We start from the raw sequence: 26,168 nt of genomic DNA, 5'->3' as shown, positions 1-26,168 counted from the left end.
TCGAGCGAATGTGCCGCACACCCATGACGAGAACCGTATGATCAGTTCCGCACGTTCGCAAGCGAAATGTTTATATTCGATACCGACACTAAACTTTCGGCGCGATCTTGAGCGCGACATCATGCTCGCCGAGCAGCCGCTGGATCGCCGGCGGCGGCGGCTCGTCGGTGAACAGCGCCGTCACCTCGGTGATCGACCCCATGCGCACCATGGGCCGGCGGGCGAATTTCGTATGGTCGGCGACCAGGAACACCTGGCGCGAGTTGCGCAGGATCGCCTGGGCCGCGCGCACCTCGTCGGCATCGAAATCGAGCAGCGTGCCGTCCTCGTCGATGCCGCTGATGCCGATGATGCCGTAATCGACGCGGAACTGGCCGATCATGTCGCTGGACGCCGTACCCACGATGCCGCCGTCGCGGTTGCGCACGGTGCCGCCGGTCAGGATGATCTTGAAATCCGTGCTGCGCGCGAGTGTTGCCGCGACATTGAGGTTGTTGGTGATGACGCGCAGGTCCTGGTGCCCGGCGAGCGCGCGGGCGACCGCCTCCGTCGTCGTGCCGATATTGATGAACAGCGACGCGTGGGCCGGGATTTCGGTCGCGACGAGCCGGGCGATCCGCTCCTTCTCCACCGGGTTCATGACCTGGCGCGCGGTATAGTCGATGTTCTCGACGCTCGACGGCAGGCCGGCGCCGCCGTGATAGCGCAGCACGCGGCCCTCTTCCGACAACTGGTTCAAGTCGCGGCGGATGGTCTGGACCGTGACGTCGAAATGATTGGCGAGCGCCTCGATCGCCATGAAGCCGCGCTGCCGGACGAGCGCCACGATACCTTGATGGCGTGCCGTGGCGCCCCGCCGTTCGCCAGCCCCTGTATCGCCGGTCACCCGTTCGCTTGGCCCCGTCTCGCTCATGCCTCGGCCTCGATCAATGTTCGTTTCCGAAGCTGGCACGAGCGGACGGGCGAAACAATGCCGAATGCGGCCGGCCTATGCCGACGCTTGCGTCGGGGACGGAGCCGGCGAGGGGGTGGCGCCCGCCGCCTGCAGAGCGGCCAGCAAGGCGCTGCCATCGGGCGAGCCCAGCCCGGTGCAGGCGTCCCAGCCTTGGGTCGCCTCGTAGGCGCCGTTGTTGCCCTGCGTGATGTCGTGGCAGGTCGCGGCATGGGCGTAAAGGAACGGGTTGATGAAGCCGACCGGCTGGCCGAGCGTGCCGTTCAGGCGGGCGATGAGCCCGGCCCACAGCGGCGCCACGGCGCTGGTGCCGCCGATTACCGTCGCCTGGCCGTCGACCAGCACCTGATAGCCGCTCTGCGGGTCGGCGTTGCCGGCGACGTCCGGCACGCCACGCCCTGGACCAGCGCCGGCATTGGCCGACGGCGGCAGCGCCAGGTCCTGCTGATAGGCCGGCACCGGAAAGAGCGCGCTGATGCCGCCGCCCCCGGCGCCGCCCTGGGCACCGTCGTTCCAGACGGTTTCGCTCGCGATTGCGGTGCCGTCCGTGGCAGCCGTGACGTGCGTGCCGCCGCAGCCGAGCACGTTCGGGCTCGACGCCGGGAAATCGGCATGGGCGAGACCGTCGGTCGCCCCGTCGCTCGAGCCACCGTCGCCGGCCGCGACGCAGACGGTGACGCCGAGGCTCGCCGCCGTCTGGAACGCCTGGTCCATCACGGTCACCGCCTGCTGGGTCCAGGTCGATTCCGGGGCACCCCAGCTGATCGACAGCACGGACGGTTTCAGCTTCGTGTCATGGATCGCCTGGGTGATGGCGTCGATGAAGCCCTGCTCGGTGTTGGGCGCGAAATAGACGCCGATCGTGGCACCAGGGGCGACGGCGCCAGCGACCTCGATGTCGAGCATGACCTCGCCGTCGGGGCCGTTCGGGTCGCCGGTCGGGGTGTTGCGGCCGGCATCGACCGGCACCGCCGTGACCGTCGGCGTCGCAAGGCCGAGCGCCTTGAAATAGCCGTCGAGATCGCTCTGCACGAAGCCGCCGCCGAGCTCGATGAGCGCGATCGTCTCGCCGCTGCCGTCGCCCGGCGGGAAGTCATAGAGCTGGGCGATCTCGGGCGCGGTGAAGCTGGTCGCGGCCGCGGCAGCCGGGGCGAGGCGATACTGCGCACGCGCCTGCGGACGATCGTCGAGCCCGAACACGCCCAGCACCAGGTCGGCGATGTCGTCGCCGACATAGAGCGGGCCGCTGCGGCCGCGATGCTCCCCAGCCCCGACGCCGTAGCGGTCGAGCTTGGTGCGGAACGCGCGGCAGAGGGCGTCGACCGTGCCGGCAAGCCGCACCAGGCGCCGGGCCGGATCGACGTCGGCCACCATCAACCCGTGGTCGGCGGCGTAGCGCTCGATGCGGGCGACGTTGGCAGGACGCGCGCCATAGTCCCGGGCGAACCCGGCATGGTCGAGACGGGCGCCCAAGGGCGGCTTCGCGTGCGGGCGCAGATAGACGCTGACGGTCAAGAGCTGCGTCTGATCGACGGGGCCGAGCAGCGTCGCCCCCGTCGGCGCCTTGCGCACGGAGCCCTCGAGCGGCAGGTATCGTCTTTCGGCCATTACTCAATCTCCCCCAGTGACCTATGCCCGTAGCTCGCGCCCCGCCCAGCTTGCGTCCGCCGGTTCACGCGGCGAGCGCCGCTTCGAACGCGCGGCGCCAGACCGTCACGTCCCAGCGCTTCAGCCGGTCCAGGAGGACGCGGTGCCGGTCGCGCCGTTCGTCGAGCGGCATCTCGAGCGCCCCTGCGAGCGCGTCGCCGACCGCTTCGAAATCATAGGGATTGACGATCAACGCGCCGTCGAGCTCCTGGGCGGCGCCGGCGAAGCGCGACAAGACCAGGACGCCTGGGTCGGTCGGGTCCTGGCAGGCGACATATTCCTTGGCGACGAGGTTCATGCCGTCGATCAGCGGGGTCACGAGGCCGATGGCGCTCGCCCGGTAGAAGCCCGCGAGCGTACGGCGCGAGTAGGACCGGCTGATGTAGCGGATCGGCATCCAGTCATAGTCGGCATAGGCGCCGTTGATCCGGCCGGCGTGCTGCTCGAGCTCGCTGCGGATCGAGGCGTACTGATGCAGCTCGCCGCGGGTCGCCGGGGCGATCTGCATGAAGGTGACGGCGCTGCGGAATTGCGGGTGCACCGCGAACAGCCGCTCGACCGCCCGGATGCGGCGCACCAGGCCCTTGGAATAATCGAGCCGATCGACGCCGATCAGCAGCCGGCGGCCGCGCAGCGCCGCCTTCAAGCGCCGGACCTGGGGCGAATCCTCCATGTCGACCGCCTGCTTGATCATGCTGCTGGTCTCGATCGAGATCGGGAAGGCCTGGACCTGGAACTTCCGGCCGAACGCCTCGCCCTCGCCGTCTGGACCGACCTGCCCATGCTTCTCGGAGGCGAGGTAGTCGGCGAAGGCCGCCACGTCGCGATCGGTCTGGAACCCGATGACGTCGTAGGCCGTCAGGTGCTCGACCAGGTTCCGGTGCCACGGCACGCCGAGCAGCACCTGCGTCACCGGAAACGGCGTGTGCAGGAAGAATCCGAGCCGAAGCGAGATGTCGAGCGCGCGGAGCTCGGACGCGAGCGGGATCAGGTGGTAGTCATGGACCCAGACACGGTCGCCCGGCTGCAGCAACCCATCGAGCGCCCGGGCGAAACGCCGGTTGACCGCGCTATAGCCGTCGAGATTGGGCCGCGAGAACTCCATCAGGTCGAGCCGGTAATGGAAGGCCGGCCAGAGCGTGCCGTTGGCGTAGCCCAGGTAATAAGTGTCGTATTCGGCCTGGGTCAGGTCGAGCTCGACGACGGTGAGATTGTTCCGGTACCGGCGGATGCGCGGCTTGTCCGGCAGCGTCTCGACGATCTTGCCGGACCAGCCGAGCCAGACGCCGCCGTGCTCCTTGAGCGCCTCGAGCACGGCAACCGCCAGGCCGCCCTGCGGCGGCCCGCCTTCGCCAACCGGCGCGATCCGGTTGGTCACGACGACGAGCCGGCTCAAAACGCTTCATCCCACGGCTTGGACAGCCGGATCGCGCACAGGATCAGGCCGACCATGGAATAGGTCTGCGGGAAGTTGCCCCAGAGCTCGCCGGTCTCGGTATCGATGTCCTCGGAGAGGAGACCCAGCGGATTGCGGTGCTCGAGCAGCTTCACGAACAGTGCCCTTGCCTCGTCGCGCCGGCCAATCACGGCCAGCGCGTTCACGTACCAGAAGCTGCAGACGGTGAACGCGACCTCCGGCACGCCGAAATCATCGGGCGTCGCATAGCGCAGCAGGAAATCGCCGCGCAGCAGCATGCGCCCGACATGGTCGACCGTGCCTGCGAACCGCGGGTCGTCCGGCTCGAGGAAATTGAGCTCGGACAGCAGCAGCAGGCTCGCATCGGCATCGTCGCCGTCGAACGTCGCAACGAAGCTGTTGAGCGTCGGATTCCACGCACGCCGCTCGATTTCTTGCCGGAGCCGCCGGGCGTGCTCGCGCCAGTAATCGGCGCGCTCGCCCAAGCCCAGCCGGCCCGCGATGCGGGCGAGGCGTGCCACCGCGGCCCAGCACATGACCGCCGAGAACGTGTGGACCGCAGCCCGCGTCCTGAGTTCCCAGAGGCCGGCGTCGGGCTGGTCGAACACCGAGAGTGCGGTTTCGCCCAGCCGCTCCAGGCGCCGGAACAGGTCGAGATGGTCCGGCCGGTCGAGCCGCTCGTCGTAGAACACATGGGCGCAGGCGACGATGATCGCGCCGTAGCTGTCGTTCTGCACCTGGGCATAGGCGGCATTGCCGACGCGCACCGGTCCCATGCCGCGATAGCCCGGCAGGTGTGCCACGATCCGCTCATGCAGCGCCGCCTCGGTGCCGATGCCGTAGACCGGCTGCATCGGCTTGCCGTCGAGCCGCACGACCAGGTTGGTGATGTAGGTGAGGTACCGCTCGAGCGTCCGGGTCTTGCCGAGGCGGTTCAGCGCGTGCAGCGTGAAATAGGCGTCGCGCAGCCAGCAGAAGCGATAGTCCCAGTTCCGGCCCGAGTTGCGCGATTCCGGAATCGAGGTCGTGAGTGCCGCGACCACGGCGCCGGTCTCCTCGAAGCTGCACAGCTTGAGCGTGATCGCGGCGCGGATGACGGCCGACTGCCATTCGAACGGCACGGCGAGCGAGCGCGACCAGTCGCGCCAATAGCGGTCGGTCGCCCCCAGGAAATCGTCGGTGAGCGCCGGCAGCGCCTCGATGATCGGCTCGTCCGGGCCGAGCGCTAGCGTGCAGGGCCGGTCGAGCACGAACGGGATCTCGTCGGTGATGTAGGTGACCGGCGCGTCGGTCGTGAGCCGGATCGCCCCGTCCGGGATGAGGTAGCGGATATGATTGCTGCCGCGCGTCCGCTCCGGCCGCGTCGCCCCGTAATCGGCAAGCGGCCGAAGCCGGATCGTGATCTGCGGCGTGCCGGAGATCGGCCGGACATGACGCATCAGCGTCACCGGCCGGAACGTGCGGCCGTAGCGCTCGAACCGCGGCGCGAAATCGACGATCTCGATCGCGCCGCCCGCCTGGTCGTAGAGGCGGGTCTCGAGGATCGCCGTGTGGCCGCGATAGTTCTGCTCGATGCGCGCGCAGCCGGCGAGTTCGATGGCGAAGGCGCCGTCGTGCCGGTCGCCCACCGGCTGATTGCCGCCTTCGGCCCCGTGCCCATCACCGTCGCCGTCGCCGTCGCCGCGCAGCAGCGCGCAGAAGACCGGATCGCCGTCGAGCCGCGGCAGGCATGCCCAGACGACCCGGCCCTGCCGATCGATCAATGCCGCATAGCTGCCGTTGCCGACGACACCCAGCGAAAGGTCGGTCTTGGGCGAAAGCTCGGTCCTGGTCGTCATTACATCTCCCTCTAATGCGTCCCTTGATCGGCGGCAGCGAGCGGACCCAGCCAAGTGCGCACGGCGGCCGGATCGAGCAGCCGGTGCCGCGCGCTCGTTTCCCGTGGCTCGCCGACCCGGACGCCGAAGCCGCCGCCGCGCGCCGCCGCGATGAAGCCGTACTCGTCGGTCAGGTCATCGCCGATGAAGACCGGGCGGCGGCCGAGGAACGGCCGGTCGCGCAGGAAGCGGTCGACGATGTCGCCCTTGTTGCCGCCGCGGCAGCGGATCTCGACGACGAAGGCGCCGGGCTGCAGCATGAGGCGGCTCGGATCGCTCGCGACCAGCTGCTGGCCGAAGGCGAGCGCTTCCGGCAGCAGCGGAGGATTGCCGCGGACATGGAGCGCCACCGAGAAATCTTTCACCTCGGCGAGTGCGCCCGGCCGCTCCGCCGCCCAGTGCCGCGCAGCCTGGACGATATGCGGCGAGAGGCTGAGGCGCGGGACGCGAGCGACGCAGCCGAACGCATCACGCCATTCGAGCCCGTGCTGGCCCGCCATCGGCAGATGCGGCAGAGCCAGGAATTGATCGAGCTCGACCAGCGGCCGGCCGCTCACGATCGCGAGCGCGCCGTGCACCGCCCGGTGCACCGCATCGAGCAGCGCGCGAAGCCTCGCGTCGACCGATACTTCGCCGGGTGTCCGCGCGAAATCGACCAGCGTGCCGTCGAAATCAAGAAAGTAGCTCCAGCCCGGCCGCGCCGGCGGTGGGCTGAGGTCGATGGAGGATTCCAGGGCCGGCTCCCATGCCATGGCCGGGCGAGATCCGGGTCCGGGCTCGTCGGCGGGGTCATCCGAACGTGCTGGTGGGGCTTGCTATCAGGCTCATCAACAACGGAACGCCGGCCTTCGATCCATCAATGTGGCCAAAAGGTGACGAATGCGCCCGGATTCGAGGGCCGGTCCGAGCGAACCGCAAGGCAGCCATGCCGGCATCAATAGGTCATCGCTCGCCAAGCGTTAAGCACCTGTGCGATATCTGCTGCGCACCCTAAGGATTCATGGCACCGAGCGAACCCCAGATTAGACCATGCGGAATCGACCATGCGGATGAGACGTCGCCACTTCATCGCCACCCTGGCCGGCACCGCAGCCGCGGGCGCGCTCGCACGCCCCGCCGCACCGGCCCGCGCCGATTCCGCCGGCTTCACGTTCGACACCGTCAAGGACCAGGCAGTCCAGCTCGCCAAGCAGCCCTATGACGGCAGCAGCCCGCCGCTGCCGGATTCCCTGAAGTCGCTCGACTATCAGCATTTCCGGATGATCGACTACCGGACGGACCAGGCGCTCTGGCGCGACGGCGGCCTGTTCCAGATCCAGATGTTCCATCGCGGCTTCCAGTACGACCGCAAGGTCACGATCCATACGATCGAGAGCGGCGAGGTGCGCGAGGTCGAATACAGCCCGTCGATGTTCGATTTCGGTCCGAACAAGTTTCAGACCAATTTCGACCAGAGCATGGGCTTCGCCGGCTTCCGCCTGCATTTCCCCCTGAACCGGCCGGACTATTTCGACGAGTTCGCCGTGTTCCAGGGTGCTTCATACTTCCGGCTGATCGGCCGGGGAGAGCAGTACGGCCTATCGGGCCGCGGCCTCGCCATCGACACGGCGAGCCCGCAGGGCGAGGAATTCCCCGCCTTCACCAAGTTCTGGCTCGAGCGGCCGTCGCCCGAGGCCACGACCCTCGTGATCTATGCGCTGCTGGACAGCAAGAGCACGACCGGCGCCTACCGCTTCGAAATCTCGCCCGACACCGAGACGCGGCTCCATGTCGAGGCCGTGCTCTACCCGCGGCTTGACATCAAGAAGCTCGGCATGGCGCCGCTCACCTCCATGTACCTGCATGGCAAGATCGCCAACCGGCCCTTCTCGGACCTGCGCCCCGAGGTGCACGACAGCGACGGCCTGGCGCTCCACACCGGCACCGGCGAATGGGTCTGGCGGCCGCTCATGAACCCGAAGGCGCTGCGCGTCAGCGCCTTTTCCGATCAGGCGCCCAAGGGCTTCGGGCTGATGCAGCGCGAGACGGACTTTCACCAGTACGAGGACGTCATCGAGCATTACCAGCGCCGGCCGAGCCTGTGGATCGAGCCCGAGGGCGACTGGGGCAAGGGCTGGGTCGAGCTGGTCGAGATCCCGAGCGACGAGGAAATCAACGACAACATGGCCGCCTACTGGGTGCCGGAGACGCCGGTCAAGGCCGGCGTACCCGTGGCATTCGCCTATCGGGCGACCACGCTGCCGGGGGCGACGCCCATGCCGCCCATCGGCCGCACCGTCGGCACGCGCACAGGCCCCGTGGTGCCGGTCGACGCGGCCAAAGACGATCACAAGGCTCCCTTGCGCTTTTGGCTGGACTTCACCGGCGCCGATATCCCATCTCTGTCGGACCGGTTGCCGGTCGAGGCGATCGTCACGGTGTCGACCGGCAAAGTCGATGATGTTGTTTGCCAAAAGCTCGAAGAGACGGTCTGGCGCGCGGCCTTCACCTTCACGCCCGACGGGCGGAAGGATGCGGAAATGCGCGCCTTCCTCAAGCTGCGCGACAAATCGCTCACAGAGACCTGGACATTTCGTTGGACGGCCGAATGAATGAAATGCCGTTTCGCCCGTTGTGCAGTGCGGAGGCATTGCCATGCATGATCACAAGACCCAGACGCTGACCCTGTTCATACGCCGCGCGGCCCTGCTGATCCTCACGGTCGGCAGCACCGGCATCGCGGCGTCGCTGATGTCCCAGGTGATGGCCGCCCACGGCCTCGGCCTCCTGGGCTTCGCCGGCGTGGTGCTGTTCACCATCAGCTTCGGCTGGCTCGCGATCAGCTTCTGGACCGCGGTCTTCGGCTTCGCCGTCCGGCTGATCGGCGGCGATCCCGCAGCGCTCGCCGCGGACGCGGCCCGGCCGCTCGGCCAGCGCACGGCCGTGGTCATGCCCGTCTACAACGAGGATCCGCTGCGCGTCTCAGCCGGGCTCGAGGCGACGCTCGTCAGCCTGGAGCGCACGGGCGAAGGCGCGCATTTCGACTTCTTCGTCCTGTCGGACACGCGCAGCGCGGAGCACGGCATGGCCGAGCGGCGCATGGTCGAGGGCCTGCGCCGGCGCCATGCCGGCGGCCCACGGATCTTCTATCGCCGCCGCCCGAAGAACATCGGCCGCAAGGCCGGCAACATCGAGGATTTCGTCAAGCGCTGGGGCAATGCCTATGCCCACATGGTCGTGCTCGACGCCGACAGTGTCATGTCCGGCGACACGATCGTGGCGCTCGCCCGGCTCATGGAGGCGCATCCGGACTCGGGCATCATCCAGACCCTGCCGGTGCCGGCCAACCGCGAGACCGCGTTCGCCCGCATCCTGCAGTTCGCAAGCCGGCTCTATGGGCCTGTGATGGCCTCGGGCCTGGCTTTCTGGACCGGCGGCGAAGGCAATTACTACGGCCACAACGCGATCATCCGCATCGCCGCCTTCGCGCGCCATTGCGGCCTGCCGATCCTGCCGGGCAAGGCACCCTTGGGCGGCGAGATCCTCAGCCACGACTTCGTCGAGGCGGCGCTCATCAGCAAGGGCGGCTATAAGGTATGGATCGTGCCGGAGCTCGCCGGCTCCTATGAGGAAATGCCGGCGAACGTCATCGACTATGCGACGCGCGACCGGCGCTGGTGCCAGGGCAACCTGCAGCACAGCCGGCTCCTGAGCTTCCCGGGCTTGCGCCTGATGGGCCGGCTGCACCTGACCATGGGTGTGGCGAGCTACCTCACCTCGCCGCTCTGGCTGGCACTCTTGAGCCTCAGCACGGCCGACGCGGTCGAGCGGGCGATCCAGGGCCCGGTCTATTTCAAGCCCGGCTTCAACCTGTTCCCGAACTGGCCGGTCGCGACCGACTTCCAGATCAACCTGCTCCTGACCATGACGCTTCTGGCGCTGTTCCTGCCGAAGATCATGGGCGTGCTGCTGGTCGCCTTCAGCCGGGCCCGCCGCCGCCCGTATGGCGGCCTCATCGGCCTGCTGGCGAGCATGGTGATCGAGACTGTGTTCTCGACCCTGCTGGCGCCCGTCATGATGATGTTCCAGTCGCTGTTCGTGAGCGCCGCCTTCTCCGGCCGCAGCGTCGCCTGGGAGGCGCAGCCGCGCGACGACCGCGGCCTGAGCTGGCGCGAGGGGCTGAAGCGCCATGCCGGGCAGACCCTCCTGGGCCTCGCCTGGGCCGGCTCGGTCGCCTGGATCGCGCCCGGCTTCTTCTGGTGGCTGACGCCGATCTTCGCCGGCCTCGCGGTTGCGATCCCGCTGTCGGTGCTGTCCAGCCGGTCGAGCATCGGCCTCAAGCTCAAGCGCTGGGGCCTGTTCCTGACGCCGGAAGAGACCCGGCCGCCGGCCGAGCTCCGGCGCCTGCGCCGGGCGTTGAGCCGTGGCTTGGCACCGGAGCCGGCCGTCGAGCCGGCAACGGACGAGCACGACGAGACGCACCTGACGCCGGACGAGAACGGCGTCGCCATGGTCCACGAGTCCTGGCCGGAGAAGAAGCCGATGCTGCCACAGGCCGGCGTCCAAGACATCGCCTGATCCGGGCATACCGACGAAGGCAGCCCGCCCTTTCCGCAAGCGGGCTCCTTCGTCGCGGGGACGAGTTTTCTCTTGAATCCTGTCGAAAGCGGCGCTCCCATGCGCCGCTTTTGCCTTTTCCGCCTGCCCTCCCGCACGAAAGACCGCCATGACCCTGCTCAGCCGACGCCACGCCCTCGCGGGTCTCGCGGCGCTGGCTTTCGGTCCAGCCGGCCCGGCGCTGCCGTTCCGTGCCGCCTTCGCCGCCGACGCCCCGATCAAGCTCGGGCCGAGCCAGCCGTTCGATTTCGACCGGGTCGTGGCACAGGCCAAGGCGCTGGCCGGTCATTCGTATCAGCCGCCGGTGATCCGGCACGCCGAGATCCTCGATCGGATCGACTATGACGCGGCCCAGCAGATCCGCTTCCGTGCCGACCGGGCGCTGTGGCCGGCCGGATCGGGCGCGCCCTTTCCGGTCCAGCTGTCCCATCCCGGCAAATTCTCGAAGGCGCCGGTCCGCATCTATCAGGTGACCGGCACGACGGCACGCGAGGTGCTGTACAGCCCGAGCCTGTTCGAGTTCGGCGCGGCCGAATTCGCGCGCAAGCTGCCCGACGACATCGGCTTCTCGGGCTTCCGCCTGATGCATCCGGGGGGGCGGACGGATTTCCTGTCGTTCGTGGGCGCGAGCTATTTCCGCAGCGCCGGCGAGCTCGACCAATACGGCCTGTCGGCGCGCGGCGTCGCGGTCAACACGGCGTCGGCACACGAGGAGTTTCCCCGCTTCACCAGCTTCTGGATCGCCGAGCCGGCGGCACCGGGCGGCGACGCTCTGATTCACGCGCTGCTCGATGGGCCGAGCCTTTCGGGCGCGTTCCGGATAGCGGTGTCGAGCGACACGCGGCCGGTGCTGAAGATCGAGAGCGTGCTGTTCATCCGCAAGGAGATCCAGCGCCTGGGTATCGCGCCGCTCACCAGCATGTTCTGGTACGGCAAGCACAACCGCACCCAAGGCATCGACTGGCGGCCGGAGATCCACGACAGCGACGGCCTGGCGCTCGCGACCGGTGCCGGCGAGCGGATCTGGCGGCCGCTCAACGACCCGGCCAGCACGCGTGTTAGCGCCTTCATGGACAAGGACCCGCGCGGCTTCGGCCTGCTGCAGCGCGAGCGCGACTTCCAGCGCTACCAGGACGATGCCGTGTTCTATAACCGGCGCCCGAGCGTCTGGGTCGAGCCGCTGGCGCCCTGGGGCGAGGGCGCGGTCCAGCTGGTCGAGCTGCCGACCAGCGACGAGACCAACGACAATATCGTCGCCTTCTGGGTGCCGAAGGGCCCGATCAAGGCCGGCGCCGTGCTGCGCTTCGCCTATCAGCAATATTGGCTCGCCGACGAGCCGCATCCGCCGGAGGCCGGCCGTGTCATCGCGACCCGGGTTGGCGTCGGCGGCGTGCCCGGGCGGCCGCGCCCGCCTGCAGCCAAGAAGTTCGTCGTCGATTTTGCCGGCCCCCCGCTCGAGCCGCTGACCCGGCTCGACGGTGTCGAGCCGGTCGTGACCGCGTCGCGCGGCAAGATCGTCAACCCCAATGCCTTGCCGGTGGTCGGCACGAAGACCTGGCGGCTGACCTTCGATCTCGCCGTCGACGGGGGGACCGAGCCGATCGACCTGCGCTGCTACCTGCGCCACGAGGGGACCGCCTTGACCGAGACCTGGCTCTATCAGTTCCTGCCGACCGGCTGAGCGGGATCTCGCGATGACCGAGCCCAGCCCGCCGTTCGCCACCCCACCGTTCGCCACCCCACCATTCGACAGCATCGTGGACAGCGACGTCCGCATGGTGCTCAGCGACGGGGTCGCGCTGGCGCTCGACATCCACCGGCCGGCGCGGGACGGCCAGCCTGTCGCCGGCGCCTTTCCGGTCATCCTGGAACGCACGCCCTACGGCAAGTCGGAACCCTCGCGCTCCGAGCTGGATCGGGGCGAGACCCAGCCGCTCTCCCGCGCTGAGGTCGCAGCCGACTTCGTCCGCCACGGCTATATCGTCGTCTATCAGGACTGCCGCGGCCGGTACGGCTCCGGCGGTCATTTCACGAAATACTTGAGCGAGGGCGAGGACGGCGCCGACACGGTCGACTGGATCCAGCGCCAGCCCTGGTGCGACGGCCGGGTCGCGACCATGGGGCTCTCGTACGCCGCTCATACCCAGGCAGCCCTCGCCTGCCTGGCGCCGCCGGCGCTGGCATCCATGGTGCTCGATTCCGGCGGCTTCTCGAACGCCTATCGCTGCGGCATCCGGCAGGGCGGCGCCTTCGAGCTGAAGCAGGCGACCTGGGCCTTCAACCAGGCGAAGGAGAGCCCGCAGGCGCTCGCCGACCCGCTCGTCAAGGCGGCGCTCGAGGCCGAGGACATCCGCGCCTGGTTCGCCGCCATGCCCTGGCGGCCCGGCCATTCGCCGATCGCTCATGTGCCGGAATACGAAGCCTATCTGTTCGAGCAATGGACCCACGGCACGTTTGACGATTTCTGGCGCCGGCTCGGCATCTATGCCGAAGGCTTCTACGACCAATTCGCCGACGTGCCGCAGGTTCATATGTCGAGCTGGTACGACGCCTACGTCCCGACCGCGACCGGCAACTACATCGCTCTCAAGGCCAGGAAGCGCTCGGCCGTGCGCCTCATCATGGGGCCGTGGCTGCACGGCGACCGCAACCTCAGCCACGCGGGCGACGTCGAGTTCGGCCCGGCGGCACCGTTCGACGGCAATGTCGCGGAGAATTGGCGCGCCTTCCGCCGCCGCTGGTTCGACCACTGGCTGAAAAGGATCGACAACGGCGTCGACCGCGAGCCGGCCGTGCGGCTGTTCCTGATGGGCGGCGGCAGCGGCCGGCGCACAAAGGAAGGCCGGCTCGACCATGGCGGCCGCTGGATCGCAGCCGAGGATTGGCCGCTGCCGCAGACGCACTTCGTCGCTTATCACCTGCATGGCGACGGCCGGCTCGACCCGGCGCCGCCGGCAGCTTCTGAGCCGATCGCCTATCCATTCGACCCGGCCGACCCGGTACCGACGATCGGCGGCGCCTTGACCTCGGGCAAGCCAGTGTTCGAGGGCGGCGCCTTCGACCAGCGTGAGGACGCGCGCTTCTTCGGCTGCAGGCGCCCCGGCCTGCCGCTCGCGGCGCGCGCCGACGTGCTGGTGTTCGAGACGGCGCCGCTCGAGGAGGACCTGGCGGTGATCGGGCCGATCACGGTCAAGCTCTTCGTCTCGTCCGATGCGCCCGACACGGATTTCACGGCGAAGCTCATCGACGTGCATCCGCCGACGCCGGACGACCCCTTGGGATTCGCCATGAACCTCAGCGACGGCATCCTGCGTTGCCGCTACCGGGATTCGTTCGAGGCGCCGACGCTCATGGAGCCGGGCCGGGTCTACGAGATCACGATCGAGCCGTTCGCGACGGCGAACCTGTTCCGGCGCGGCCACCGCATCCGGCTCGACATCTCGTCGAGCAACTTCCCGAAATACGACGTCAACCCGAACACGGGCGCGCCGGAAGGCACCGGGCGCCTCAAGCGCGTCGCCATCAACCGGGTCCACCTCGATCCCGCACACCCGTCGCATATCGTGCTGCCGATCGTGCCGTTCGGGGCCTTGACGCCGCTCTGAGCACCCCCGATGCCGGACGGCATCGCCGTCCGCTCGCGCGAGCAATGCCGCCCGCAACCTAAGAGCGCAATTGATTTGACCGATCTCGCCGCCTGTGATCAAAGACTTGAGAACGCGTAGTCGGACGCGCCGGATCGTCTAGATTTATTGCAAATCCCGATATTGGCGGGGTTTCGTGTGATGCGCATCAAGATCTACACGCTGATCAAGGCGCTCATTCTCGTTTCAATACTGGTGCCGATGATCCTGTCGATCGCGATCATCGGCAAGGAATATGCCGCGGTCGCCCAGTCGAAGCATGCCGTCGAATCGCTCGAGCGCCATGCGGCCGTGCTGGCCGCGATCGATGCCATCGGCCGTGAGCGCGGGCCCGCCAATGCACTGATGGGAGCCGACCCGCCGCTGCCGGCGCAGTCGGTCCATGATCTGGCCGAGGCGCGTACCGCGTCCGACCGGGCGCTGGCATCGGCCGTCGCCCTGTTCAAGCGGAGCCGGCCCGCCGACGATCCGGATCTGCGCCAGCTTGTCGAACGGGTGCCGGCCGTGCTCAGTGCGGCGCGCGCGGGCGTCGACGACATCGCGGCCTTGCCGCTCGCCGATCGCTCGGCCGCGCGGATCAGACGCACGACCGCCGTGATGTTCGGCGCGGTCGACCTGCTGCTGCCGCTGGCACAGCGTGGCGAGCTGGCGCTTTCCGGCATCGATCCGGGCGTGTTCCAGCATCTCGTGGCGGCGGACCTCGCCTCGGAGCTGCGCGAACAGGCCGGGCGGCTCGGCTCCTATTTCATCCCGACCATTGTCACCGGCCACACGGTCACCGACGACGAATACCGCGCGCTCACCACGACGCTCGGCCGCATCCGGGAATTGAGCGACCTGCTGCACGGCTTCGCCTTCGTCGACGATCTGCCCATCCAATTCGCCGAGGCCTATCGGGCGATCGACCAGAAATATTTCCACGACGGCTTCGGCTTCATCGAGAACCAGATCTACGCACGACAGAGCGGCGGAGCGGCGAGCGTGAGCGTCGCCGACTTCAACCGCTTCTACATCCCGCTCATGGCGACGATACCGACGGCGCGCGATCTGGAGCTGGGCCTGGTGCGGGACAGCCTGACCGTCCAGCGACATGGCGCCCTGTTCAATTTCGCCATGGCGACAAGCTCGCTCGTCTCGCTCGCGGTAGCGGCCGCAGCGGCCCTGCTGCTGATCAACCGACGGCTGCTCCGGCCGCTGACCCGGGCGACCGACAATGTCGTAGCACTGGCCCAGGGTGATCTCGCGGTCGAGCCGTCGCAGACCGGCAGTGCCGACGAGATCGCCAAGCTGCAGCGGGCGATCGTCATCTTGCGCGACGGGTTGCGCGAGAAACTCGTGGCCGAGCGCGCTCTGGCTCACGCCAAGGAGCGGGCCGAAGCCGACGCGCGCCGGCTCGCCGAGAACGAAGCGCGCATGCAGGCCGTAACCAGCTCCGCCGCCGACGCGATGGTGACGCTCGACGACGCCGGGCGGATCATCCTTGCCAACCCCGCTGCCCAGCGCATGTTCGACCCCGACGGCGGGCCGCTCGTCGGCCGCAATTTCGTCGACTTCGCCTCGGCCGGGACGCCCGGCGGCGGCGCGCTGTTCCTGGAACGCCTCATCGCCGGCGAGTTGCCGGATCTCATCGGGCATGCGTTTCGCACGAGCGTGCGCGACAGCGGCGGCCGCGAGATTCCGGTCGAGCTGTCGCTCGCCCGCTGGCAGAGCGACGGGCGCTTCCACCTGACCGGCATCGTCCGCGACATCACCCGGCGCCAGCAGGCCGAAGCCGAGCTGCGCCGCGCCAAGGACGAGGCGGAGGCCGCGACCAAGGCGAAATCCTCGTTCCTCGCCATGATGAGCCACGAGATCCGGACACCGATGAACGGCGTCATGGCGATGGCCGAGCTCCTGGAGCAGAGCCAGCTCACGGTCGACCAGCGCGGCATGGCCCAAGTGATCCACACCTCGGCCTCGGCGCTCCTCACCATCATCAACGACATTCTCGATTTCTCGAAGATCGAGGCCGGCAAGCTCGAGATCGAGCATGTCGGCTTTTCACTGTCGGACATGGTCGAGGGCATCGGCGAGCTGATCGCGACCCGGACCGAGGAGAAGGGGCTCGAACTGGTCGTCGATCTCGACCCCGCAATCCCCGATCGGCTGACCGGCGACCCCACCCGGCTGCGCCAGATCCTGCTCAACCTGATCGGCAATGCCGTCAAGTTCACCAAGCGCGGCGGCGTGGCGCTCGTCGTTCGGCCGACCGAGACCCGAGCCGCCAATCGGACGGTGCGCTTCGAGGTCATCGACACCGGCATCGGCTTGACCGAGGAGCAGGCCGCCCGGCTGTTCCAGCCCTTCGTCCAGGCCGACGCCTCGACCGCCCGGCGCTTCGGCGGTACCGGGCTCGGCCTGTCGATCTGCCATCGCCTGACCGGGATGATGGGCGGGGCGATCGGGGTCGACTCGATCCTCGGCACTGGCTCGATCTTCTGGTTCGAGCTGCCGCTCGCGATAGCCGAACCGGGCGTCGCGACGCCGCCGGTCGCGATCGCCGATGCCGGCGTCGTCGGGGTCGATTTCCCGGTCCGGGCCCGAGCGGCGCTCGGGCGTCAGCTTGCGGCGGCCGGTATCGTCGACGTCGCTTGGACCGACGAGCCCACCGCCGTGCCGGCCGGGCTTGCCCGCCGGACGGTCAGTGGACCGGCAGCGCCGATCGTGCTCGTCCATGCCGGCGCCGACAGCGAACGCGCACTTGCGCTGGCAGCGGCCATACACACCGATCCCGCCTGCGGCGACGCAAAGATCGTACTCGTGGCGCCGCGCGGCTTGATCGCGACGCTCGACGACACGGACCGCGCCGACCTGTTCGCGACCGCCGTCAGCCCTCTGCGGCGGCAGGCACTCTGGAGCATCATCGCGGCAGCCCTCGGCCGGGCGACATTGGCAGCGGCGGGTTCGGACAAGTCGATCGCCGCTTGGCAGCCGCCGTCGCGGGCCGAAGCGCTCGCTGCCGGCGCATTAATCCTGGTCGCCGAAGACAATCGGACCAATCAGGTCGTGATCAGCCGCATCCTGGCGAAGCTCGGCTACGCCCACGATGTCGTCGAGCATGGCCGCCTCGCGCTCGAGCAATGGCGCCGCCAGCGGTATGGTCTGCTCTTGACCGACTTCCATATGCCGGAGATGGACGGGTTCCAGCTTACTGCGGCGATCCGCAGTGCCGAGGCAGAGAATTCGGCGGCACCCCGTCTGCCGATCATCGCGCTCACCGCCGACGCGCTTACCGGGACCGAGCAGCAGTGCCTCGACAGCGGCATGGACGGCTATCTGACGAAGCCGATCGACACCAAGGCGCTCGCGGCCGCGCTCGAGCGCTTCCTGCCCCAGGCCCAACCGCTGCGCCGGTCGATCGAAACCGCGCTCCAGCCGGCGGCACCGACACCGGAGCGCGCCGCGGCGGCGCTGATCGATCCGCAGATCCTGGACGTGGACCGGCTGGCCGAAGCGTTCGGTGCGTTCGACGATGAGGCGAGACGCTTCCTTGCGGGCTTCCTCGACGACGTGCCCGGCATGGTGAGCGAGATCACCGCCGCGCTCGGCGCCGGCAACATGGCGGGGGCGCGCGACGCTGCCCATGCGCTCAAAGGCGCCGCGCGCTCGATCGGCGCCGTGCGTCTCGGCCGAATCGCCGGCGACGTGCAGGATTGCATCGACGCGAGCGATGCCGAGACCGCTGCCGTGCTCGCCGACCTGCTGTCGCCGACGGAAGCCGAACTGCGCGAGGCAACCGCGCTGCTCCGCGTCGCCTGATGAGGGAAACATGACCAGCTACGAAGCCGCCACGGCACTCATCGTCGAGGACAACCCGCACACGCGATCGCTCATCAAGCGGATGCTGCTGCAGGTCGGCGTCCGGTCGGTCGTCGAGGCGGCGGACGGCCAAAGCGGTCTGCTCGAGGTCATGCGGACGCGGCCCGATATCGTGTTCTGCGACGTGCATATGGAGCCGGTCGACGGCCGCGCGTTCCTCAGGGCGGTGCGAGAATCGAAATTGCCAGCAATCCGCCAGACGCCCATCGTGTTCCTGACCGGCGACGCGCACCAGAATGTCGTGGAGTTCGCCAAGGAACACGCCGTCAACGGCTATCTGGTGAAGCCGGTGTCGCCTGCCGATCTCAAGCGGCGGCTCGACTCGATCCTCGGACGGGACTAACCACCGGCGGCGCCCAGCCGCCCCCATGTCAATCGATCGAGATCCGCGTTACACTTTCCGGGCGCCACTCGTGACAGGCGCTGTCGCACCGCTTGAGCATCCGCGTCTTCTCGCCTTCAGCGTCCCGCTGAGCCGCCCCCGCTTCATCTCCAAGCGAGCCCGGGCGGCCCCGCGTCCATGGAAGGAAGCGCACACCATGACCGAGAACATCTATAAGCTGGTCGAGCTTGTCGGTTCCTCGTCGGAGAGCATCTCCGACGCGATCCAGAACGCCATCGCCCGCGCCTCCACGACCATCCGCAACGTGCGCTGGTTCGAGGTCGTGCAAATTCGCGGCGGCGTCGAGGACGGCGCGGTCGCCCATTACCAGGTGACGCTCAAGATCGGCTTCACCCTCGAAGAAGGCTAAGCGGAGGGCACGACGCGTTCGCCGTCTTCCTTCACGAAGACGGCGGGACGCGGCCCGTCGAGCAAGTCGAACACCAGCTCCGACGGCCGGCACAGCTTCACGCCCAGCGGCGTCGCGACGATCGGCCGGTTGAGCAGGATCGGATGGGCGGCGATGGCGTCGAGCAGTGCGTCCTCCGGGAGCCCGTCGGCGCCCAACCCGAGTTCGTCGAACGGCGTGCCCTTACGGCGCATGACGGTCACGAGCGGCACGCCCATGGCCTGGACCAGCTGCCGGATCTCATCCCGGCTCGGCGGTGTCTTCAGGTATTCGATGACGCGCGGCTCAACGCCCGTGCTGCGGATCATGGCGAGCGTGTTGCGCGAGGTCCCGCAGTCGGGATTGTGATAGATCGTGACGCTCATGGTTCGGTCCTTCGAGGCTCGAGCCAGCCGCCGCGCAGCAGCGGCAAAGCCAGCAGCAGCCCGGCTGTCTGGCCGGCGAGAAAGCCGGGCGCGTCGGCGGGACGGATCCCGGCGAAGCTGTCGGTCAGCATGCGGGCGAAGGTCACGGCCGGATTGGCGAAGGCCGTCGACGCGGTGAACCAATAGGCGCCCGTGATATAGCCGGCCACGGCGATGGCCGTGACCGGTGCGCGATGGGCGCGACAACCCCAGATCACCATCAGCAGCCCGAACGTTGCGACGGCTTCCGCGACCCATTGCCCGGTGCCGGTCCGCCCATGGGTCGAGAATTGCCAGACGGGCAGGTCGAACATGACATGGGCGAGCCAGACGCCGCCAACGGCACCGGCCACTTGCGCCAGCAGATAGGCCGGCACGGCCCGCCAGTCGAGGTCGGCCGTCGCCGCGGCCGCGAGTGTCACGATCGGGTTCATATGTGCGCCCGATGCCGGCCCGAACGCCAGGATGAGTGCCGCAAGCGCCCCGCCGGTCGCGAGCGCATTCGCCAGCAGGGCGAGCCCGACGCTGCCGGCGCTCAGCCGTTCAGCCATGATGCCCGAGCCGACGATCGCGACCAGCAGGAAGCCGGTGGCGATGAATTCGACGACTGCAGCCCGGTGGATCATGCCGCGGAGGCCGGACCGCAGCACGCGGTCTGCGCCCGCGGCGCGGCCGTGTCGGTCTTGCCGCCCGGCGCCGGCAGGCCGCCGCCGTAGACCGTGCTGTCGCCGTGCGTCAGGAACGTCTCCCATGCCAGCCCCTGCGGATCGGAGATCCAGGATTTTTCCGACCGGGCGTAGCAGCAGACCGTGGCGCCTTCCTCGAGCACCGGCCCGTCCGCCTGCTTCAGCCGGCCGTAGACTTCGGTCAGTTCGTCGGCATCCTCGACCTGGATGCCGAGATGCTGGATGCCGGCGGCACCGTGGCCCGCGGAGATCGCGAAATTGACGCGCGGATCATCGAGCAGCCATTTCGCATAGTCGGGCTTGCGCACGGTCGGCTCCGCTGCGAACAGCGCGGTGTAGAACCGGATCGAGCTGTCGAGATTCTCGACGCCCAGATGGACGTGCAGGCGCTTCATGCGGATCTCCTGTCGGTAGGGTCGGCCGCCGCGGCGGCGGGCGGGCAGCAGACGGGGGTCGAAGTGTCGGCGTTGCCGCAGCAATTCTCGGTCAAATAGGCCATGAGGCCGTTCATGACCGCGAAATCGGTCGCATAGATCAGCTGGCGCCCCGACCGTCGCTGCGTGATGAGCCCGGCATGGACGAGCTGCTGCAGGTGGAAGGTGAGCGACGAGGGCGGCACGCCCAGCGCGTCGGCGAGCATGCCCGCCGGCAGGCCATCGGGCCCACGCTCGACCAACAGCCGGAACGCGGCGAGGCGTGTGTCATGGGCCAAGGCGCCGAGCGCCGCAATCACCTGCTTCGCATTCATCAGCTGATTTCCATATTCCATCGATTATCGAAATATCATCGCGCGCCAGATGAGTCAACGACTTTTCGAGAAATATCGAATTATTAACTGTGACCACCGGCCCAGGCTTCGAGCAGCGGCTTGAGCGGCAGGCCCGGCGCGGCACCCAACGCCGCAGCGGTGCGGTTGGCGCGCGAGATGACGCCATCCTCGAAGGTCGAGCGCGCCTCGCCGATCCGAGCGGAGGATGCCGAGACCGTCAGGCCGACGATGCCGCGGGCGTCGAGCGCCGGCAGCCGGCCGACACCAGCCTCGTCGATGCCGATGCCGGCATCGTTGTAGATGCCGGCGAAACCCTCGACCCGGAGCGCCATGGCGGGCACGCCGCCGACAAGCCCGCCGTGCGAGCCGGTCACGACGATGGCACCCACGTCGGCGACCGGATCGACCATGGCCGCGGAATCGATCAGCACGATCGGCCGCCGCGGCCGGACCAGCACGAGGCGTACCTCGCTGCCCTTCGCGATCGTGTGGCGAGAGTGCGCCGCCGCCTTCAGCAGGTCCGCGGCGGCGACACACGCCATGCCGGCCACAACGCCCAGCGCTTGGGCCGCGCCATTCGCGCGGCTGATCCGGCCGCGCGCCAGCATGTCGTCGGTGTCGCCGATGCGCGCGCTCAGGTGCGATACGGCCGCTGCGGCGATGCCGAGCCCATCGAGCAGGGTGAGCGAGCCGACGCCGGCCTCGTCGCGCCCCAGGCCCGCGTCATGAAAGATCGCCGCGCGCACGCCTGCCGCAACCGCGAGCCGGCCCGGATAGAGCCCGCCGTGCGATCCGGTCACCAGCACCGCGCCCGACGCCTCCGGTCCGAGCTTGGTCACGGTGGGTGCGACAACGACATCGACCATGGCTCGGTCCCCGGGGATTGACCTTCTTTCCAAAATTCGACCTAGATAATAGGCGATTTTGGAAAAGCAGGCGAGAAGACCCGGCTAATCTGGAACGGGAGGGGGCTCGGTGCCGGAAACGGCCGTCAAGACCGTCGATCGGATCGCGGCACTGCTGCGCGTGCTGGCCGGCCAGGGCGCCGGCGGCTTGAGCCTGACCGACATCGCGAAGGCGACCGGATTCGGCCCGGCGACGACCCATCGGCTGCTGGCCGCGCTGACCGATGTCGGCTTCGCCTGCCAGGACCTGCCGACCAAACATTATCGCCTGGGCGCCGTCGTCGCCACCTTGGGCCGCGCAGCACTGCAGCAGGATGTCGCGCAGCTGGCCGACGGCGCGCTCGCCCGTCTCGCCGCCGCGACCGGCGACACGAGCTTTGCCTCCGTGCGCGAGGGCCTTGCCGCCATCTGCATCGGCCGGGCGGTCGGCGCCTTTCCGATCCGCACGCTCACGCTCGACGTCGGCGACCGTCGGCCCTTGGGCGTCGGCGCCGGCAGCCTGGCCTTGCTTGCAGCATTGCCGGATGCGGAAATCCGCCTGATCCTGGTGCGCAACGCCGACTGGCTTAAGGATTTCAGCGGCTTCACCGCCGACGCGATCCTGCGGCTGGTCGAACGTACCCGGGCCGACGGCCACGCCTTCAACGACGGGCTGATCGTGCCGGCGATGAACGCCGTCGCGGTCGCCGTGCACGACGCCGACGGCCGGCCGCTGTTCGCGCTCAGCCTCGCCGCGATCCGCGACCGCATGACGCCCGACCGGCGCGCCGAACTTGTGGCGCTGCTGCACGCGGAGGCGGAGGAACTCGAACGCCGCCTGCCGCCGCTCGCCCTCGACGCCACTTCCGGCAGTCTCGTCCATAGCCCCTCGATGGGAGATCAGCTCCGATGACCGGTCCGTCGCCCGGCGACAATCTCGACATCAAACGCCTGCGCGCCCATCACCGCATGATGTGGCGCATCCGCGCCTTCGAGGAGCAGGCGCTGCGCGGCCTGGACGACAAGGTCGTCCTCGGCGCCATCCATCCCTCGATCGGGCAGGAGGCGGTGGCGGCCGGCGTCACCGCGAACCTGGCGCCGAGCGACATCCTGCTGTCGACCCATCGCGGCCATGGCCACACGCTGGGCAAGGGTGCCGACAGCACCGCGATGATGTGCGAGCTCCTGGGCCGGGTCGGCGGCAATTGCGGCGGCAAGGGCGGCTCCATGCATATCGCCGACTTCTCGGTCGGCATGCTGGGTGCCAACGGCGTTGTCGCGGCCAATATCGTGATCGCCGCCGGTGCCGCCCATGCGATCAAGCTGAAGCGCGAGCCGCATGTCGTCTGCTGCCTGTTCGGCGACGGCGCCATCAATCGCGGGCCGTTCCTCGAGGGGTTGAACTGGGCCGCCGTGTTCAAGCTGCCGGTGCTGTTCGTGTGCGAGGACAACGGCTTCGCTGCCACGACCCGGACCCACACGATGACCGCAGGTGCCGGCGCCGGTGCCCGCGCCCGGGCGCTCGGGCTTCCCACATTCGAGCTCGACGGCAACGACGTGCTGGCGGTCGACGCGGCGACGGCAGAGGCGGTCCGCGCGATCCGTGCCGGCGAGGGCCCACGCTTCCTCCATGCCCGGACATATCGCCTGACCGGCCATACCGGCGCCGATGCCGCCACATATCGCTCGGCCGACGAGGTCGCCGCCCGCCGCCGCGGCGAGCCGATCGGGCGCGCCGCCGAGATCCTGGGCGCCGCCGGCGTGCTGAGCGAAGAACTCGCCGCCGACGCGAGGGCCGCGATCGAGGAGATGCGTGCGGCCTACGGCAAGGCGCTCGCCGCCCCGTTCCCGCCGGCCGAGACGGCCTTCACCGACGTGCAGGATGCGGGCGATCCCCGCCGGGAGGCGTTCTGATGGCGACTGCGACCTATATGGAGGCCGGCCGCGCGGCGCTTGCCGAGGAGATGCGCCGCGACCCCCTGGTCTGGGCCGTCGGCGAGGACCTGGGCCGCGGCGGCGTGTTCGGCCAGTACCGGGGCCTGGTCGAGGAATTCGGGCCGGAGCGCATCTCGGACGCGCCGATCTCGGAGGCGGCGATCCTGGGGGCAGCGGTCGGAGCCGCGATGATGGGCACACGGCCGGTCGTCGAGATGCGCTTTGCCGACTTCGCGCTCTGCGCCATGGACGAACTCGTGAACCAGGCCGCCAAGGCGCGCTTCATGTTCGGCGGCCAGACCCGCGTGCCGCTGGTCGTGCGCGAGCCGATCGGCATGTGGCGCTCGTCCGCCGCCCAGCATTCCCAGTCGCTCGAGGCCTGGTACGCCCATGTGCCGGGCCTGGTCGTCGCCTGCCCGTCGACCCCGGCCGACGTCAAGGGGTTGCTGAAGACCGCGATCCGGTCCGACGACCCGGTCGTGTTCATGGAGCATAAGAACCTGTGGGGCCTGACGGACGAGGTGCCGGACGGCGAGCACCTGGTGCCGTTCGGCGAGGCGCGGGTGATCCGGCCCGGCCGGGACGTGACGATCGTCAGCTGGTCGGCCCAGGTCCATGTCGCGGTCGAGGCGGCGCGCAAGCTCGCGGGTGAGGGCATCGAGGTCGAGCTCATCGACCTGCGCACGCTCTGGCCCTGGGACAAGGCGCGCGTGCTCGAGAGCGTGGAGAAGACCGGCCGCCTGCTGGTCGCCCACGAGGCCGTCGCGGTTGCGGGCTTCGGCGCCGAGGTCGCGGCGACCATCGCGGAGCACCTCGGGCAGCGGCTCAAGGCGCCAGTCCGCCGCCTGGGCGCGCCGCGCACGCTCATCGCCTATGCGCCGCCGCTCGAGAATGCGGTGCGCGTCACGGCCCCGGCGATCGTCGAGGCCGTTCGGGACATGGTCGGGAGAAGCTAGATGCCAACGAATGAAATGACCCCGAACGAGATGACCGGTGGCGAAGCGCTTGCCCGCATGATCCAGGCCTTCCACGGCGGCCCGATGTTCGGCATGGGTGGCTTCCAGCTGCTGCCGTTCTACGACGCGGCCAGGCGCCTCTCGCTCGAGCATCACCTGATCAACGACGAGCGCGCCGCGGTCTTTGCCGCCGACGCTTATGCCAAGCTCACCGGCCGGGTCGGCCTCGCCGACGCGACGCTCGGGCCTGGCGCCACCAACCTCGTCACCGGCCTGGTCGAGGCCTTGAACGCCGGCACGCCGATGGTCGTGCTCGTCGGCGACAGCCATCGCGGCCATTCCTGGAAGAACATGACCCAGGAATCGCGCCAGATCGACATCCTCAGGCCCGCCGCCAAGGAGGTGATCCGGGTCGAGCAGATCGAGCGCATCCCGGAGCTGATGCGCCGGGCGTTCCGTGTCGCGACCTCCGGCCGGCCGGGCCCGGTCGTGGTCGACGTGCCGGAGGACGTGTGCCATGCGACCTACGGCTTCGAGCCCGATGCGTTCTCGGGCGACCCTGCAACCGAGGCGGCGCCGGCGGTGCGCTGCCGGCCGGATGTCGCCTCGGTCGAGCGGGCGGCAGGCCTGCTGGCCGCGGCCCGGCGGCCGATCCTGCTGGCGGGCGGTGGCGTGCATTTGAGTCAAGCGGCCGACACACTTGCGGCGTTCGCCCATGCGCTCAACCTGCCGGTCGCCCATACCATGACCGGCAAAGGGGCGATCGCCTGCACCGATCCGTTGAGTGCCGGCCTGTTCGGCCGCTACGACCGGATCGCCAACGCGCTTATCGCCGAGGCCGACCTGGTGTTCGTCGTGGGCTGCAAGCTCGGCGAGATCGCGACCAAGCGTTTCACCGTGCCGCCCAAGGGCGCCCGCATCGTGCATCTGGACCTGCTGCCCGAGGAGTTCGGCCGGACCAACGAGCCGGAACTGGCGCTCTGGGGCGACGTGCGCGAGACGATCGCGGAGCTGCACCGGCTGCTTGCGCCCCAGGCCGGCGACATCCGCCAGCGCCAGATGCCCTATGCCGTCGAGGTGGCGCGCCGCCATGCTGCCTGGAAGGCCGGCGTCGTCGGCAAATACACGTCCGACGAGGTGCCGGTCTCCATGGGCCGGCTGATGGGCGAGCTCAATCAGCGCTTGGCCCCCGACGGCATCCTGATCGCCGACGGCGGCTTCGCGGCGCACTGGGGCGGCCTGTTGTTCGACACCAAGCGGCCCGGCCGCGGCTTCGTGCCGGACCGCGGCTTCGCCTCGATCGGCTATGGCCTGCCCGGTGCCATCGGCGCGGCGCTTGCCGCCCCCGGCCGGCCCGTCGTCAGCCTGACCGGCGACGGCGGCTTCAACATGATGCTGGGCGAGCTGGAGACCGCCCGCCGGCTCGGGCTCACCTTCACCATCATCGTCGTCAACAATGCGGCCTCCGGCTACGTCAAGGCGCTGCAGCACCTGATGTACGGCAGCGGCGCCTATCACGCGTCCGATCTGGCCGAGACCAACTATGCCCGGGTCGCGGACGCGCTGGGCGTGCGCGGCATCCGCGTCGAGCGGCCGGGCGACCTGGGTCCGGCGCTGGAGGTGGGCCTCGCCGAGCGCGGGCCGACGGTGATCGACCTGGTCGTGACGCGCGATCCGGCCAAGATGCTGCCGGGAGTCGACAATCGCACGGTCCAGGTCAAGAAGGGCGACCGCGTCGCCTAGAGCCGGATC

General features: G+C 69.0%; 21 protein-coding genes. 11 read left to right on the top strand and 10 right to left on the bottom strand.

The window, feature by feature from the left end; all coding sequences use genetic code 11:
• Positions 1-88: 88 nt before the first annotated feature.
• The 5 genes from IEY58_RS22635 to otsB form a co-directional block, all read right to left on the bottom strand.
• Complete coding sequence (locus IEY58_RS22635) at positions 89-913, bottom strand: DeoR/GlpR family transcriptional regulator (RefSeq protein WP_189050022.1); 825 nt, start codon at positions 911-913, stop codon at positions 89-91.
• Positions 914-988: 75 nt separating this feature from the next.
• Complete coding sequence (locus IEY58_RS22630) at positions 989-2,560, bottom strand: S53 family peptidase (RefSeq protein WP_189050021.1); 1,572 nt, start codon at positions 2,558-2,560, stop codon at positions 989-991.
• 64 nt (positions 2,561-2,624) lie between these two features.
• Positions 2,625-3,995 carry an alpha,alpha-trehalose-phosphate synthase (UDP-forming) gene (locus IEY58_RS22625; RefSeq protein WP_189050020.1) on the bottom strand — a complete coding sequence of 457 codons (1,371 nt, stop codon included), beginning with the start codon at positions 3,993-3,995 and terminating at the stop codon, positions 2,625-2,627.
• Positions 3,992-5,854 carry a glycoside hydrolase family 15 protein gene (locus IEY58_RS22620; protein ID WP_189050019.1) on the bottom strand — a complete coding sequence of 621 codons (1,863 nt, stop codon included), beginning with the start codon at positions 5,852-5,854 and terminating at the stop codon, positions 3,992-3,994. The genes IEY58_RS22625 and IEY58_RS22620 overlap by 4 nt, the downstream gene beginning before the upstream one ends.
• Before the next feature lie 11 nt (positions 5,855-5,865).
• Complete coding sequence (gene otsB, locus IEY58_RS22615) at positions 5,866-6,645, bottom strand: trehalose-phosphatase (RefSeq protein ID WP_189050018.1); 780 nt, start codon at positions 6,643-6,645, stop codon at positions 5,866-5,868.
• A gap of 291 nt (positions 6,646-6,936) precedes the next feature.
• Between otsB and IEY58_RS22610 the strand changes: the two genes are divergently transcribed.
• The 7 genes from IEY58_RS22610 (at position 6,937) to IEY58_RS22580 (ending at position 18,743) form a co-directional block, all read left to right on the top strand.
• Positions 6,937-8,484 carry a glucan biosynthesis protein gene (locus IEY58_RS22610; protein WP_189050017.1) on the top strand — a complete coding sequence of 516 codons (1,548 nt, stop codon included), beginning with the start codon at positions 6,937-6,939 and terminating at the stop codon, positions 8,482-8,484.
• Between the two features lie 43 nt (positions 8,485-8,527).
• Positions 8,528-10,450 carry a glucans biosynthesis glucosyltransferase MdoH gene (mdoH, locus tag IEY58_RS22605; RefSeq protein WP_189050016.1) on the top strand — a complete coding sequence of 641 codons (1,923 nt, stop codon included), beginning with the start codon at positions 8,528-8,530 and terminating at the stop codon, positions 10,448-10,450.
• 148 nt (positions 10,451-10,598) lie between these two features.
• A complete protein-coding gene (locus IEY58_RS22600) occupies positions 10,599-12,170 on the top strand; it encodes a glucan biosynthesis protein (RefSeq protein ID WP_189050014.1) in 1,572 nt (523 codons plus the stop codon).
• Between the two features lie 13 nt (positions 12,171-12,183).
• Positions 12,184-14,094: a CocE/NonD family hydrolase gene (locus IEY58_RS22595; RefSeq protein ID WP_189050012.1), complete on the top strand. Its 1,911-nt coding sequence runs from the start codon at positions 12,184-12,186 to the stop codon at positions 14,092-14,094.
• A 180-nt stretch (positions 14,095-14,274) separates the two neighbouring features.
• Positions 14,275-17,931: a hybrid sensor histidine kinase/response regulator gene (locus IEY58_RS22590; protein ID WP_189050010.1), complete on the top strand. Its 3,657-nt coding sequence runs from the start codon at positions 14,275-14,277 to the stop codon at positions 17,929-17,931.
• A gap of 10 nt (positions 17,932-17,941) precedes the next feature.
• Positions 17,942-18,334, top strand: coding sequence for a response regulator (locus IEY58_RS22585; RefSeq protein WP_189050008.1), 393 nt, complete (start codon positions 17,942-17,944; stop codon positions 18,332-18,334).
• Positions 18,335-18,530: 196 nt separating this feature from the next.
• Positions 18,531-18,743 carry a dodecin gene (locus IEY58_RS22580; RefSeq protein ID WP_189050006.1) on the top strand — a complete coding sequence of 71 codons (213 nt, stop codon included), beginning with the start codon at positions 18,531-18,533 and terminating at the stop codon, positions 18,741-18,743.
• On the opposite strand, the gene arsC is transcribed toward IEY58_RS22580, so the two are convergent.
• The 5 genes from arsC to IEY58_RS22555 all read right to left on the bottom strand — a co-directional run bounded on the left by arsC (position 18,740) and on the right by IEY58_RS22555 (position 21,507).
• On the bottom strand, positions 18,740-19,147 hold the full coding sequence (gene arsC / locus IEY58_RS22575) for an arsenate reductase (glutaredoxin) (RefSeq protein ID WP_189050004.1): 408 nt from the start codon (positions 19,145-19,147) through the stop codon (positions 18,740-18,742). The two genes, IEY58_RS22580 and arsC, sit on opposite strands and share 4 nt — an antisense overlap.
• Positions 19,144-19,836: an aquaporin gene (locus IEY58_RS22570; protein ID WP_229743882.1), complete on the bottom strand. Its 693-nt coding sequence runs from the start codon at positions 19,834-19,836 to the stop codon at positions 19,144-19,146. The genes arsC and IEY58_RS22570 overlap by 4 nt, the downstream gene beginning before the upstream one ends.
• Positions 19,809-20,267, bottom strand: coding sequence for an ArsI/CadI family heavy metal resistance metalloenzyme (locus IEY58_RS22565; protein WP_189050003.1), 459 nt, complete (start codon positions 20,265-20,267; stop codon positions 19,809-19,811). Before IEY58_RS22565 ends, IEY58_RS22570 begins: the two co-directional genes overlap by 28 nt.
• On the bottom strand, positions 20,264-20,620 hold the full coding sequence (locus IEY58_RS22560; RefSeq protein ID WP_189050001.1) for an ArsR/SmtB family transcription factor: 357 nt from the start codon (positions 20,618-20,620) through the stop codon (positions 20,264-20,266). Before IEY58_RS22560 ends, IEY58_RS22565 begins: the two co-directional genes overlap by 4 nt.
• A gap of 83 nt (positions 20,621-20,703) precedes the next feature.
• Entirely contained in the window at positions 20,704-21,507 is an 804-nt protein-coding gene (locus IEY58_RS22555) for a hypothetical protein (protein WP_189049999.1), read from the bottom strand.
• 109 nt (positions 21,508-21,616) lie between these two features.
• Here IEY58_RS22555 and IEY58_RS22550 point away from each other — a divergent pair, with 109 nt between their 5' ends.
• From IEY58_RS22550 to IEY58_RS22535, 4 genes are read left to right on the top strand one after another with little or no spacing between them, the layout of a single operon-like run.
• Positions 21,617-22,438, top strand: coding sequence for an IclR family transcriptional regulator (locus tag IEY58_RS22550; RefSeq protein WP_189049997.1), 822 nt, complete (start codon positions 21,617-21,619; stop codon positions 22,436-22,438).
• Positions 22,435-23,439: a thiamine pyrophosphate-dependent dehydrogenase E1 component subunit alpha gene (locus IEY58_RS22545; RefSeq protein ID WP_229743880.1), complete on the top strand. Its 1,005-nt coding sequence runs from the start codon at positions 22,435-22,437 to the stop codon at positions 23,437-23,439. The genes IEY58_RS22550 and IEY58_RS22545 overlap by 4 nt, the downstream gene beginning before the upstream one ends.
• Positions 23,439-24,416 (top strand): alpha-ketoacid dehydrogenase subunit beta, encoded by a 978-nt coding sequence (locus IEY58_RS22540; RefSeq protein ID WP_189049995.1) that lies wholly within the window; start codon positions 23,439-23,441, stop codon positions 24,414-24,416. Before IEY58_RS22545 ends, IEY58_RS22540 begins: the two co-directional genes overlap by 1 nt.
• Positions 24,417-26,159 carry a thiamine pyrophosphate-binding protein gene (locus IEY58_RS22535; protein ID WP_229743879.1) on the top strand — a complete coding sequence of 581 codons (1,743 nt, stop codon included), beginning with the start codon at positions 24,417-24,419 and terminating at the stop codon, positions 26,157-26,159. It begins immediately after the preceding gene.
• The last annotated feature ends 9 nt before the right edge of the window (positions 26,160-26,168 follow it).

The organism is Aliidongia dinghuensis, from assembly GCF_014643535.1.
Classification (GTDB): Bacteria; Pseudomonadota; Alphaproteobacteria; order ATCC43930; family CGMCC-115725; genus Aliidongia; species Aliidongia dinghuensis.
The sequence above is the reverse complement of the archived record's forward strand: the minus strand, read 5'-3'. Positions and strand labels throughout refer to the sequence as shown.